This window comes from Sphingomonas sp. (assembly GCF_048595155.1).
In the GTDB taxonomy this organism is placed as follows: domain Bacteria; phylum Pseudomonadota; class Alphaproteobacteria; order Sphingomonadales; family Sphingomonadaceae; genus Sphingomonas_I.
In genome coordinates, this window is record NZ_JBMDXN010000116.1 from 1 (window position 1) to 13,238 (window position 13,238).

The window sequence follows — 13,238 nt, forward strand, 5'->3', positions numbered from 1 at the left end:
CGGCGCGCCTTTCCGTGTGCGTACGATCCTTGACCAACAGGTCGGCGCGCACGAGCCCGTAGAGCGCGGCGCCGTCGACACGGCAGGTGGCCGCGATCACGCCTGCTCGACACTCCAGCTTCGATCGCGACGCACCATGCGCTTGCCGCATCCAGCGCAGACACTGCCGAAGACATCGTCGCAGTAGCGCACGCGCGTCCGATCACGTTCGTGATGACCGAACACACATTTGATCCGTTGTAGAATGTTCATGCGATCGCCCCTCCCCAGAAGCCGTGACAAGCATTCACCCGCAAATGCCCATATGCCACCACGATGCGATATCGAAGTGGACGTTCAGGCGAACGGCGATCGCATAGCCGGGCCGCGGCTGCGCGTCATTCTGAAGCTGGTCCGCTGCCACGGAGGGGCGCCGCGCTGAAGGGGGAGCAGCGCGACGCCCGGGTTCGCAGGGTTTGCACCTGCCAGAGCGGCGCAGTGCAGGTTCAACACGAGCGCGACTCTGAACGTTCCGTACCATCGGTACATCGTGGCGCCGATAGGACGAGCGGAGGAGTTCTCGGGAATTCCGCTTTCTAGTCTCGAAGATCGCTTCGGAGACCGGATCAGGGGCAATGCTGTTTGCTGTCATTGCTCGACGTTAAGGTCGTCGTCGAACAATCGTGCATCTTGGTAGACATTGCGAACGTGGCCGCCATTGATGGACCTGGCCGATCAGACTAAACAGGGCGGGATTTAACGGGACAAACCCGTCCCGAGAATGATGAAATCTTTTGAGGGCGCGCTTATACGTCGTGCCGACGATGATTTTGAGGTGTAAGTGGATTGCCGCCATGGCGATCTACCACTTTTCGGCCAAAGTCATTTCGCGCGCCAGCGGCTCGAGCGCGCTGGCGGCCGCCGCCTATCGTTCCGCCTCGCGGCTCTATGACGAGCGCCTCGATCGCAGTCATGACTTCTCCAACAAAGCTGGTGTCGTCCACTCGGAGGTGATGCTGCCGGAGGGCGCGCCCGCCGAGCTGGGCGAGCGGGCGGCGCTGTGGAATGCGGTCGAGGCATCGGAGAAAAGGATCGACGCACAGCTCGCCCGCGAGGTCGAGTTCGCGCTGCCACGAGAGCTTGATCAGGCCGAAGGCATTCGGCTGGCGCAGGACTTTGTCAGCCGGGAGTTTGTCGCGCGCGGTATGGTCGCCGATCTCAACGTCCATTGGGATGTCGGTGCCGACGGCGAGGCCAAGCCGCATGCGCATGTGATGCTCACGATGCGCGAAGTCGGCGAGGAGGGTTTCGGCGCCAAGGCCCGCGACTGGAACCGCACCGACCTGCTGCAACATTGGCGCGAAGCCTGGGCCGAGCACGTCAATCAACGCTTGGCTGAGTTGGACATCGACGTGCGCGTCGATCACCGCAGCCTTGAAGCGCAAGGGATCGAGCTGGAGCCCCAGCACAAGATCGGCCCAGCCGCCGCGCGGATGGCGGGGCAGGGGCTTGAGAGCGAGCGCCTCGCCGAGCATCACGAGATTGCCCGCGCCAATGGCGAGCGGTTGCTCGCCAACCCAGCTCTGGCGTTGGACGCAATCTCCCACAGCCAGGCCACCTTCACCAATCGTGACCTCGCCATGTTCGTGCACCGGCATAGCGAGGGTAAAGAGCAGTTCGACCACGTCATGGCGGCGGTAAAGGCATCGCCGGAGCTGGTCGCGCTGGGCAATGATGGCCGCGGCGATGCGCGCTTTACCTCGCGCGACATGCTCGAGACCGAACAGCGCCTGGAGCGTGCTGCCGACCGTATGGAGATGCGGATCGGGCATGGGCTTGCCGCAGCGGCGAGAGAGAGATCGATCGCCGCTGCGGCAGGCCGCAACCTGACGCTTGGAGGCGAACAACAGGCTGCACTTGGTCATCTACTGCATGGCCGCGATCTCGCAATCGTCGCCGGCTATGCCGGAACCGGCAAGTCGGCAATGCTGGGTGTGGCCAGAGAGGCGTGGGAAGAGGCGGGCTTTCACGTCCGAGGGGCAGCGTTGTCCGGGATCGCGGCGGAGAATCTTGAGGCCGGATCAGGCATCGCCTCGCGCACGCTGGCGAGCCTAGAGCATCAGTGGGCACAGGATCGTGACCTGCTCACCGGGAACGATGTGTTGGTGATCGATGAGGCCGGCATGATCGGCTCGCGCCAGATGGAGCGCGTGCTCTCTGAAGCCGAGAAGCGCGGTGCCAAGGTGGTGCTGGTCGGCGATCCCGAACAGCTGCAGGCGATCGAAGCGGGGGCTGCCTTTCGGGCGCTTGCCGAGCGCCACGGCGCCGTCGAGATCACGCAGGTGCGGCGTCAACGCGAGGGCTGGCAGCGGGATGCCACCCGGCACCTCGCGACCGAACGAACCGGCGAGGCGATCGCGGCTTATGCCGAGCACGGCAGCGTCCACCCCGCACAAACGCGCGACGCCGCACGGGCCAATTTGATTGATCGCTGGGACGAGGATCGCGCCGCAGCCCCTGGGGCGAGCCGGATCATCCTGACCCACACCAAGGATGAGGTACAGGCGCTCAACGCGGCTGCGCGTGATCGCCTGCGCGAGCGCGGGCAACTTGGGGATGAGGTTGAGCTTCGGACAGAGCGGGGAGGGCGTTCGTTCGCGGCGGGCGACCGCGTGATGTTTCTCAAGAATGAGCGCGAGCTTGGCGTGAAGAATGGATCACTCGGCAGCGTCCAGAGCGTCAGCACGGCCCGCATGTCCTTGATGCTGGACGATGGTCGCGCCGTCGCATTCGACCTCAAGGATTATGCGCAGATCGACCATGGCTATGCCGCCACCATCCATAAGGCGCAGGGGATGACGGTCGATCGTGTCCATGTGCTGGCAACGCCCGGTCTCGATCGGCATGCCGCTTACGTTGCGCTGTCGCGCCATCGCGAGGTTGTGGCGCTCCACTATGGCCAGGATGACTTTGCCGATCAGGGCAAGCTGGTGCGCACGCTGTCGCGTGAGCGGGCCAAGGATATGGCGTCCGATTATCAGCGCGACTTTGCCGATCGGCGGCAGATCCGCTTAGCCGACCCGTCGGTGCGCAACGCGCCCACCATGGGCCGCGCTATGTTCGAGAGCGTGAAGCTGCACCCGCGCGCGCCCGAAGTTGCGGCACCAGCGAAGGCCGTAGAGCCAGAGCTGTCACCGGCATTGCCGGCAGCGGTGACGCGACATGCCAGCATCGTGCGCGATCTGCGCTTCGCGCGCAGCGTGGGTGAGCCTTACACGCCTCAGCAGATCAGCGAGCTTGCCGCCAGCCGATCGTCGCTCGAGGTCATTCGTCCAGAGGCGAGCCGTGATCTTGAGCGAGCGTTCAGCAATGATGCGGGGTTGATTGAGGAGGCAGCGCAGGACCGGACGAGCCGCACCATTCGTGCTATGCAGCTGGAGCAGGAACTGCGTGTCGATCCGCAGCTGCGTGCCGATACCTTCGTACAGCGTTGGCAGGGGCTCGAGCGCCAACGGCGGCTGTTAATGCGGGATCATGAGGATGGCCGCGCCGGGGCAGTCGCTGACCGTATGATCGGCATGGCCAAGGGCCTCGAACGCGATCCGCAGGTGGAGTCGATCCTGCGCACGCGCAAGGCAGAGCTTAATCTTCCCGAGATGCGCGGACGATCGGTCGGGCAGGGGCTTGCCGATATGATCGGAAGAAGCCGGGGCCGCGGTTTGGGAATTGGTATGTAGCTTAGCCGGGAGGGGGGGATGTGGCTCTGGCAGATGCTGAGCGATCCGCTCTTACGCCCAAATGTCGGGGGCACTGGAATGTCGGAGATGGGGGAAAGCGGAATGACCGCTTTGAAGCGGCTGCGCGAGGTAAGCGGACATTCGTTGTCCGCCTTCGACGCGGCAGCTACGCGCCCCAAATTGGTCGTCCCGCTAGGTTGCTGTCGATCCCAAAAGCAGACGGTCGTCCACGGTGGCGGAGAGAGCAGGTTTGACGGAGGTCGGCCTGGCGGCATTAGCGTGCAGGAAGGGCATTTTCGCCGTTCGGTTCAGCTATACGTTAGTGGTAGCAGACGTACCTAAATATGATGTTGTCTACGGGGTGCCTGATCTATGGTGCCTAAATGAAGTTTCTACATTCGGCCGACTGGCAACTCGGCAAACCGTACGGCCGATTTGAGCCGGACCTTCGCGCGGCGCTGACCGAGGCTCGCTTTGACGCGGTCGATGCGATTGGCCGGGCCGCGACCGAGTACGGCGTCGGCCACGTCCTAGTGGCCGGCGACATTTTCGATACGGAAGGGCCCGAAGATCGCACGATCGTCCAGGCGGTGTCGCGCATGGGGCGCTATGGCGTGAAGTGGTGGCTGCTCCCGGGAAATCATGATTTCGCTCGTAATGGCGGCTTGTGGGACCGTGTCCGCAAGAGAGCGGACGAGCGAGTTGAGATACTGGCCGAACCCATCCCGCACGAGATGGAGCCGGGGGTCTGGTTGTTGCCCGCTCCGCTGATCCATCGGCACAATATCGAGGATCCGACCGCGCAGTTGGACGCGATGCAAACGCCTGGCGCTACCCTGCGCATCGCGATTGCCCACGGTTCGATCCGCGATTTTGGCAGTCAGGGTGAGACCAGGAATCAGATCGCGCCTGATCGGGCGCAGCGCTCCAACCTCGACTATCTCGCGCTCGGAGATTGGCACGGTACGCTTAAGGTCGACCCGCGCACATGGTATGCCGGCACGCCTGAAACCGACCGTTTTCAGCGCGACGAGCCCGGCCACGCCCTTCTGGTGGATCTCGCTGCTGGTCGTGAGCCAGAGGTAACGCCAATCCGCACTGGCCGCTTTCAGTGGCTCCGGTGCGACTGGCTGGTCAACGATCGAGCGGCGTTCGATGCCGAATGCGCTAGTCTGCTGGTCGGTGTGGATCCGGCAGCTACGCTGCTGCAGCTGACGCTCGCGGGCATCACGAGTCTGACCGATAGGATCGAGATGCTCGGCCGTCTGCAGGACGACCTCGGCCATCGCCTCCGGTTTCTGGACCTCCGAGCCGATAACCTGGTTGGGCGACCGAATGACGGCGACTTGGCGAGCCTTGCGGTTGAAGGGATGCTCGGTGTGGCGGCCGCCAAACTCACCGCGCGCATCGATGGCGGCGGGGCTGACGCTTCGCTTGCCAAGCGGGCGCTCGAACGGCTCTTCGTCGAATATAGCCGGCAGGAGCGCGCATGAGCCTTCGCCTTCGCCGTATCGCGCTTGATGGCTTCCGCAAATTTCGAACGCCGACTGTGATCGACGGCCTGACCGACGGGCTCAACATCATCATCGAAGACAATGAGGCCGGCAAATCGACGCTGCTGGAGGCGCTGCGCGCCGCTTTCTTCGTCCGCCACAACACCAAGAACCAGCTGGCACAGTCTTATGTCCCGCACGGGGAGGCGGTCGGGCCAAAGATCGAGGTCTCGTTCGAGGCGGGTGGTGCGCCTTGGTCAGTCTCGAAGCGCTTCCTGCGCAGCGCCACGGTCGAAGTAGTGGGTCCGCAGGGCCGGGCGACAGGCGAAGACGCTGAGGTCCGGCTGAACACGCTGTTGGGCTCGGTCAAGCACAATAGTCGCGGCGGCGACGTGGCCAGCTATGGGGCACTCGGTCTGCTGTGGGTTGCCCAGACCGAGGCGCTCGCCGTCTCAGCGCCGGGCCAGATTGTCCGCGACAGCGTGACGTCGACGCTTGAGGCCGAAGTCGGCTCGATCATGGGCGGCTCCGCCTACAAGAAAGTGCGTGCGCGGGTTGAGGATCAGTATGGCGCCTACTGGACTCCGACCGGGCAGAAAAGGGGGCGCCAGACCGAGGCTCGAGAGCGTCTCGAGTCTGCTGAGGTTGCCGCTAGGCAGGCGGCCGAGCGGCTTATCGCCCTCGAGCAGACCTTTGCCGATCTGGAAAACGCACGCGCCAGGCTGAAGCTGATCGACCGCGAGATCGCAGACAATACCGACGCTGAAACCCGCCAGGCGCTGGTGGTGTCGCTTGAGGTCGCGCGCGCGGCGGTCCAGATCCTCGCTACCCGTCGTGCAGAACAAGAAGCGGCCAGCGCCAAGGTCACCAGGCTTGAAGAACTGCAGCGGCGGCATCAGGCCGCAATCTCCGTCCGAGATAAAGCGCAACAAGCGCTCGACAGAGCGCGTGAACGGCGCAAGGATGTTGCGGAGCGATTGGAAGAGGGTCGGCAGCGCCTGGCCCAGGCGCGATCATCCCTCGAAAGCGCCCGCGACGAACGGCATTCGGCAAAGGCCGCGTTGAATGCCGCCGAGCAGCTGCTCACCGTAAGGCGGCGCGCTTCAGCCAGCGTAGCGGCTCGCGCACGCCACACCGAGCTTCTTGCATTGGAAGCCGAGCACCGCAGCGCCAAGGCTACTGCGAGTACCGCCATCCCGGCCAATTCGATAGAGCAACTTGAGGTGCTGGAACGTGCCGTTGCGGAGGCGCGCGCGGTCGTGAATGCCGGTGCCACGAGGGTCGCCCTCAGCGGGCCCGATGGCGTGGTCATGGCGGATGGAGAACCGATCACCGCCGGCGAGCGCACGCTGACCCGGCCGACAACCTTCAGCTTTGGCGAGTCCCATTTGACCGTGACGCCGCCGAGCAGCGCTGAAAGCGCGGAAGAGGTGCTGGCTGCCGCAAAGCGGAAAATGTCGGCGGCTCTGGGAGAGCTGGGCGTCCACGACATCGCCGATGCGCGGATCCGCAACGAGAAGGCACGCGATGCAGCTGCGGAGATCCGGACGCTGGAGGCTCGTATCAAGGCTGGAACCCCGGTTGATCCGGCCATCGATCTGGTGGCGGGCCCCGAGGCGCTGAAGCTCTACGTCGCTGGCCTGGATGATGCCGACGCGCCGGTCCCAGGGTCTGACCCTGATCTGCTATCACTCACCGAGTTTCTGGAGAGGGCTGAGGATGCTTTCGCAATGGCGGAAGGTATTCAGCAGAGCGCACTCGATGCGCTGCGCCGCATCGAGGAAGAAGATGCTCCGCTCGCGGCGGCAGAGGCCGGCGCGTCGAGCGACCTTGGCAATGCTCTTCAGCAGATCGAGGCGATTGAGGGACACCCCGAATATCCGACGCTGGAAAGGGATCTGGCGCCGGCTCGGCAACGCGCAGCCGAAAGTGCGGTGAAGTTGGAGGACGCGGAACGCAACGCGACCGCCCATGATCCGGCCGCAATCACAAAGAAGATCGAGGTAATCGATGCTCGGAGCAGGACTGCGGGCGAAACCCGCAACCGGCTCCTGACCGACATCGCGCGGTTGGAGAATACTATCGAGATCGAAGGGGGTGCTGGCCTGGCCCATCGCGCGGCAGCCGCGCAGGAGGAAGCCGAAGCGGCGCGCGCCGCATACGACCGCGTGACGGTCGAAGCCGACACGCTTAAGCTGCTGCGCGAAACGCTGGACGAAGCGCACGATGAAACGTCCGCCCAGTTCGTTGGGCCGGTTGCGAAGCGGGCGAAGCGCCATATCGAACGCTTGCTGCCCGATTGTGAGCTGCATTTCGCCGAGGATCTCGGACTGGTCAGCGTCTCCCGCGGAGGCGTGACGGAGGATTGCGAACATCTGTCGCGCGGCACGCAGGAACAGCTGGCGGTGCTCACCCGCATCGCGTTCGCCGATATGCTGCTGGCGCAGGGCAGGCCCGTGTCGCTGATCCTCGATGATCCTTTGGTTTACTCCGACGACGGTCGCCTAGACCTCATGATCGAGATCCTTGCCGAGGCCGCGACCCGGATGCAGGTCATCCTCCTAACCTGCCGCGACCGCGCCTTCCGCCATGTGTCGGCAAACCGGATCGTGCTCGGCGCTTGATGTAACGGTCGCCGGTACGAGAACAGATCACTGACGGGGAGGAGTAACGGAGGAGAATGGCTGATCCAACACCTGAAGAGGAAATCCTGCGTTTCGCGCAGGAGGCCATGGCGCTCACCCCTGTCATTGTGCTCGGCAGCGGAGCGTCGGCCGCGCATGCGATTCCCGGCATGTGGCCACTTGCACAGCATCTGGACAGCCTACCCGGCGTCGACAACCCCGACAGCACCGAGACCACCGAGTGGGCAGCCTTCCGACAGAAGCTCGCTGATGGCATCGATCTCGAGACTGCGCTCGGCGCCGTCCGGCTCAGCAAGCGCCAGACCGCCTATATTGCTGTCGAGACTCGATCCTTTTTGCTGCCGCACGATGAAGCGGTCTTCACGAAAATCCTGACCGACCGCCATCACCTTCCACTAGCTCGGCTCTACCGTTACCTTTTCACGAGTACCCAACGCGTGATCGACGTCGTCACGCCGAACTATGACCGCATTGCAGAATATGCGGCGGACGCAGCCGGTTATGCTCAGTTCAGCGGCTTCTCGTCCGGCTATCTCCAGCTTCGCATGCCCGGCCATGCCCCAAGGCCGCCGGTCATCGATGGCCAGCGCACTGTCTCGATCTGGAAGGTCCACGGGTCGCTGGACTGGTTCGAAAGCGGTAGCCAGATCATCGGCATCCGCGCAATCCGCGAGACGCCGGCAGGCTTCACCCCGTTGATGATCACGCCGGGCATCGACAAATACCGGCTGGCCCATCTCGAACCCTTCCGAACGATCTTCTCTTGCTCGGATAGCGCGTTGGAGCGCGCCAGAGCTTATTTCTGCGTCGGCTACGGCTTCAACGACGAACATCTGCAGACCAAGATGGTCGAGCGATGCGACGTGAACTCGATCCCGATTGTCGTGATTACGAAGGTCCTCTCCGGGCCCGCCAAGCGGTTCCTCTGCGGAGGGAGCTGCCGCAAGTATCTTGCGCTCGAAGATTGCGCAGGCGGCGCGCGTGCCTACACCAACGCTTATCCTAACGGCATCGAGCTTTCCGGGCCGCCGATCTGGTCCTTGCCCGCCTTCCTTGATTTCACCCTCGGAGCAGAAGCGTGACGATCTTGAATTATGAAGATTCCGAGGCCCTCGGACACGTCCAGTCGGTTGATACCGCGACGGTCGTCGTTCGGGTTGACGATACCGAGGCGCTACGCACCCTGCAGGTTAACCGGTTGGTCGCGCTGCAAAGCAGCCGTGCCGGCCAACATCTGATCGGGATCATCCAGAAAATCACGCGGACCGCGTTGGAGGAGCGCTCGGGTTCCGTAGAGCTCGACGGCAGCGATCAGGCCTTCCCCGAGGTTAACCTTTGCCGGATCACCCTGATTGGGACTTTGGTCGCCCGCCTTGGGAATCAGTCCAATGTATTTCGAAGGACGCTTGAAACAGTGCCCGAGATTGAAGCCAATTGCTTCGCGCTTGAGGGCGAAAAGCTGACGCGCTTCATGGAGGTGATCTCTGCGGTCACCGCCGACGGTCAGAGGCTCTCGCTCGGCCATTATAGCCTCGATCCTGCCGCCGAAGCTTTTCTAAACGGCAACAAGCTCTTCCAGCGCCATGCGCTGGTCGTCGGTAGCACGGGCTCAGGCAAGTCTTGGACCACCGCGCGCCTGCTTGAGCAACTCTCCGAACTGAAAAGCGCCAATGCGATCGTATTCGATATCCACGGCGAATATGGATCGATGGCCGGCGATGGGTTCGAGCATCTGCGCATCGCCGGTCCCGCCGATATCGAAGCAGAAAGGGGCCTCGTGGATGGCGTACTCCATCTTCCCTATTGGCTGTTGACCTACGAAGCGCTGGTCTCAATGTTCGTCGACCGCTCCGATACAAATGCGCCCAACCAGGCGATGCTGATGTCGCGGGCGATCAACGAGGCGAAGCGTGATTTTCTATCCGCGGGCAACCACGTCGAGGTGCTCGCGAACTTCACCATCGACAGCCCAGTGCCGTTCTCGATCGAGAAGGTGCTCGAGCAACTCTCAGGCTTGAACACTGAGATGGTCCAAGGTTCGCGGGGCGACAAACAAGGCGATTTCTTTGGCAAGCTCAGCCGGCTCATCCAGCGGCTCGAGGCCAAAGTCACAGACCGCAGGCTCGGGTTCCTATTTCCTTCAATGGCAGAGGCGAAGAGCTATCCCTGGCTCGACACCCTGGTGACCCGCCTCATGGCGGGTAGTACGGCTAAAGGCGGCAAAGGTGGCGTGAAGATCATCGACTTTTCGGAAGTACCCTCTGATGTGCTGCCGCTGATCGTGGGGCTGGTCGCTCGGTTGGCTTTCTCGGTGCAGCAATGGCTGCCCAGCGGAGAACGGCATCCGATCGCGCTGTTTTGCGACGAGGCACACCTCTATATCCCGCAGGACGTAGCCACCAGTGCTGCCGAGAACGCGATCACGGTGTTCGAGCGCGTTGCAAAAGAGGGGCGGAAATATGGTGTGGGGCTGGTGGTGATCAGCCAACGCCCGTCCGAGGTAAATCGCACGGTGGTCAGCCAGTGCAGCAATCTGGTCGCGATGCGGCTCACCAATGGCGATGATCAATCGGTGGTGCGCCGCCTCCTACCCGACAGCCTTGGCGGGTTCAGCGATCTCTTGCCCGTCCTAGACACGGGGGAGGCGCTCGTGGTCGGCGACGCCATTCTTCTCCCGACACGGATACGTGTTTCAAAGCCCCGCAACGAACCACTCAGCGGGACGATCGACTTCTGGGACGAATGGTCGGATGCCGCGAGCAAAAGCGATCTGACGAAGGCCGTGGAAAGCTGGCGGCGCCAATCAGTGCAGCGCTAGCTTTTTCGAAATGGAGCTGGACCACGCATTGCGGCTGTGTCGGCATGGCATAGGCATAGACCGCAAGGCGGGGGGCGGAGGCCGCTGCGGCTGCCGAATTAAGATCTGTTTCCGGGCTCGCGCTCCCGAGAGCTGCCAGTCCGCAACCGGCCCAGCTCCGGCCGCACAGCGTCGGCTGAATCGACCTCCGCTATCGGGTAGCCGAAACCCGGCCGCGAACGGCTACTTGTGGGCGCCCCACCTAGCTCGCCGGCGGAAACTGGCGCCGGAGCGGAACGAGGATGTCTTCGATCAAAGCGGTACGATCAAGGCCGATGGTCGCTCGACGGGTTGCAAGGGTGACCGGCGGGCGCTCCCTCATGCCGCCATGCCCCATCTGAACGGAGTTGGAGTTAGAGGCATGTTGGGCGCGTGTTCGCCATCCGCGGTGCTCGACGCCTGACAGGCACGCAGCCACAACAAGGTGCGTAAGCCGCTGCGTCCGATCGACCTGGTCGAGGACGCCCGCCGCATAGTCGAGCGTCGTACCAAGCCGCTGCTGAACCGCTTCCTCGATGATGACCATGCCGCTCATCGTATCAAAGCCCCGCCCCCCAGCCCGCGGTTCGTCTAGAGGTACCCGCAATGCGATGGAGCCCTCTTCGGTAACGCGGATGGAACCGCCGCGCTCCTGGCGAAGGACGAGGTCGGAGCCGTCCAGTCCGCTCGCGGTGCCTAGGGTGCGGTCGAATAACCGCCTGTTGCCGTAAAGCGCGGACTGCTCCAGCTGCTCGGCGAGGCCGGGCGCTTCAAGCTCCGCCGGCCGCAGGATGCGCTGGCGTGGCCCGCCAACGACGACGAGGTCCAGCATCGCCGCCATCACTTGGTTCCTATTCTCCGGCTGGAGCATGGCCTTTGCCCGAGCGGTCATCTCCTGCTCGTCGACTGGGGCCGTGGCGTTCGCTAGCGTCACGTCGTGGAGCGCGCGGGTTACCCCGTCTTGTAGGTCGTCCACCCCGATAAAGCCGCCGCGAAACAGTCCGCCCTCCCAAGCCTGGACCTCTGCGATGAAGGCGGCCTGCTCCGGCCCCGGGGAGATGCCCTGCTGCACGAACGCAAGGACGGGCTTCGTCTCCCGCGCTTCGCGATACTCTTGGTGTGTTGCAGAGAGGGATGAGCCGGGTGGCACGAAGCCGTAGTCCTCGCCCAGGATCAGGACGACCATGTCTGATCCGCGCAGCTCCTGCAGGCAGGCGATCTGCGGCGAGTTCGGCTGGGCGCCGAAGCCCTCGGCCATGACCGGTTCGTGACGCAGGGTGATCACGGCGCGACGAGCTGCCGCGCGCTGGGCTTCGAAACCGAAGATGAGGGAGCTGATGAAAATGCGCATGCGCTGAGACTACGCTGGAGCTGCCGATTGTCCACGAACTACGTGCTGGCCGTCGCGACCGGCCAGAGCTGCTGAGGCTACCTGAACGAACGTCCAAGGATGGCCGCTGCCGCAAGAGTGTTGAACGGCGGACCATGGGTCGTCCCTGCTACACCCGCTCCCGATAAAAGGCGGCCGTTCAGATCACCCACCGCGAACGTCTCCTCTCGACAGAACCTGCCGGTGAATCGTTCGGAAACGGACGGTCGCGTCGCAGTTCGAGATCGGCGAAGTCTGTTCGGCAGGGCGGCACCGCGCTGGCGTGACCGCCTCTAGCGAGCGTCTTCGGGTCGAGCGTCTGGTGGCTCAGGCGCGCCGTCATCGGGCGGCGGGACCGCTGCCCCGGCTGGCCGGCAGACATGGGGCAGCAGGTCGCGCCAGACTTGCGGCGGCACCGGCAGACGATGTGCGCGGCAAGCGGTCAGCACGATCGGCCAATGGCCGAGCTTCACCGCCGTGAGCTGGTCATAATGCTTGTTGGTCTTCGCCTCGGCGAGGATGAAATCGAGCGCGTCGCGCGTACCCTCGGTCACTGGAATGCCGGCTAGCGCCGCCCCGTGGCTGTCGCGGTTGAGATAAAGATTGTCCTCGCTGTCTTCGTCGGGAAACCAGGTCTGAAACGTGCAATGTGAAAGGGCGTCCTCGCTGAACTTTGCGATCTCGTCGAACAGCGTCTGCTCGCCTCTGGCCGCCGACCAGGTCGCCAGTAGCGGATAGAGGATGCTACCCTCGGTCGATTGGGTGCGATAGTCGTCGTTGTGCTCGGACGGATGATCGACCAGATCCCAATAGGAGCGGCTGGTGATCGGGTAGCGGCGATGCGCTTTGAACGCGAACATCGAGTGCTTGGCGATTTCCTCGGCCCATTGATCGATCGCGCCATGCGCGCCGGGCCGGCAGGCGAGCAGGGTGAAGGCGAGACCGATGTCGATCGCCTGCCAGTCGCCGATCGGCGAGAGCAGCGCGCGATTGTTGCTGACGATGGCCATCATCGCCTCGATCAGCCGGTCGATCTGGCCAACGGTCGCTCGGGTGGTGTCGCTGATGAGGGCCGGAAGCGTATTGAGATAGTCGTTAGTGAGGACGACGGGGCCGGTCGCCGGCGCCAATTGCCAGACCCGCCACAACCCGCGCAGAGCTAGCCGGCCGATCATGTCT

8 protein-coding genes are annotated in these 13,238 nt (G+C 63.6%); 5 read left to right on the forward strand and 3 right to left on the reverse strand.

The window, feature by feature from the left end; all coding sequences use genetic code 11:
• Positions 1 to 96: 96 nt before the first annotated feature.
• Positions 97 to 252 carry a hypothetical protein gene (locus tag ACOJSI_RS18935; protein ID WP_420139876.1) on the reverse strand — a complete coding sequence of 52 codons (156 nt, stop codon included), beginning with the start codon at positions 250 to 252 and terminating at the stop codon, positions 97 to 99.
• A gap of 581 nt (positions 253 to 833) precedes the next feature.
• Between ACOJSI_RS18935 and traA the strand changes: the two genes are divergently transcribed.
• The 5 genes from traA to ACOJSI_RS18960 all read left to right on the forward strand — a co-directional run bounded on the left by traA (position 834) and on the right by ACOJSI_RS18960 (position 10,672).
• Positions 834 to 3,716 carry a Ti-type conjugative transfer relaxase TraA gene (gene traA, locus ACOJSI_RS18940; RefSeq protein ID WP_420139877.1) on the forward strand — a complete coding sequence of 961 codons (2,883 nt, stop codon included), beginning with the start codon at positions 834 to 836 and terminating at the stop codon, positions 3,714 to 3,716.
• A 383-nt stretch (positions 3,717 to 4,099) separates the two neighbouring features.
• Positions 4,100 to 5,209, forward strand: coding sequence for a metallophosphoesterase family protein (locus ACOJSI_RS18945; RefSeq protein ID WP_420139878.1), 1,110 nt, complete (start codon positions 4,100 to 4,102; stop codon positions 5,207 to 5,209).
• A complete protein-coding gene (locus ACOJSI_RS18950) occupies positions 5,206 to 7,833 on the forward strand; it encodes an AAA family ATPase (RefSeq protein WP_420139879.1) in 2,628 nt (875 codons plus the stop codon). Before ACOJSI_RS18945 ends, ACOJSI_RS18950 begins: the two co-directional genes overlap by 4 nt.
• Before the next feature lie 56 nt (positions 7,834 to 7,889).
• Complete coding sequence (locus tag ACOJSI_RS18955; RefSeq protein WP_420139880.1) at positions 7,890 to 8,936, forward strand: hypothetical protein; 1,047 nt, start codon at positions 7,890 to 7,892, stop codon at positions 8,934 to 8,936.
• On the forward strand, positions 8,933 to 10,672 hold the full coding sequence (locus ACOJSI_RS18960) for an ATP-binding protein (protein ID WP_420139881.1): 1,740 nt from the start codon (positions 8,933 to 8,935) through the stop codon (positions 10,670 to 10,672). The genes ACOJSI_RS18955 and ACOJSI_RS18960 overlap by 4 nt, the downstream gene beginning before the upstream one ends.
• A 241-nt stretch (positions 10,673 to 10,913) precedes the next feature.
• Here the strand turns inward: ACOJSI_RS18960 and ACOJSI_RS18965 are convergent, their stop codons facing one another.
• Entirely contained in the window at positions 10,914 to 12,041 is a 1,128-nt protein-coding gene (locus ACOJSI_RS18965; RefSeq protein ID WP_420139882.1) for a DUF4062 domain-containing protein, read from the reverse strand.
• A gap of 311 nt (positions 12,042 to 12,352) precedes the next feature.
• Positions 12,353 to 13,238: hypothetical protein (locus ACOJSI_RS18970; RefSeq protein WP_420139883.1), on the reverse strand; the 886-nt coding region annotated here is incomplete at its 5' end.

Coding starts and splice junctions, on each gene's coding strand:
- ACOJSI_RS18935 (WP_420139876.1), bottom strand. CDS start 252: ATGAACATTCTACAACGGATCAAATGTGTGTTCGGTCATCACGAACGT.
- traA (WP_420139877.1), top strand. CDS start 834: ATGGCGATCTACCACTTTTCGGCCAAAGTCATTTCGCGCGCCAGCGGC.
- ACOJSI_RS18945 (WP_420139878.1), top strand. CDS start 4,100: ATGAAGTTTCTACATTCGGCCGACTGGCAACTCGGCAAACCGTACGGC.
- ACOJSI_RS18950 (WP_420139879.1), top strand. CDS start 5,206: ATGAGCCTTCGCCTTCGCCGTATCGCGCTTGATGGCTTCCGCAAATTT.
- ACOJSI_RS18955 (WP_420139880.1), top strand. CDS start 7,890: ATGGCTGATCCAACACCTGAAGAGGAAATCCTGCGTTTCGCGCAGGAG.
- ACOJSI_RS18965 (WP_420139882.1), bottom strand. CDS start 12,041: ATGCGCATTTTCATCAGCTCCCTCATCTTCGGTTTCGAAGCCCAGCGC.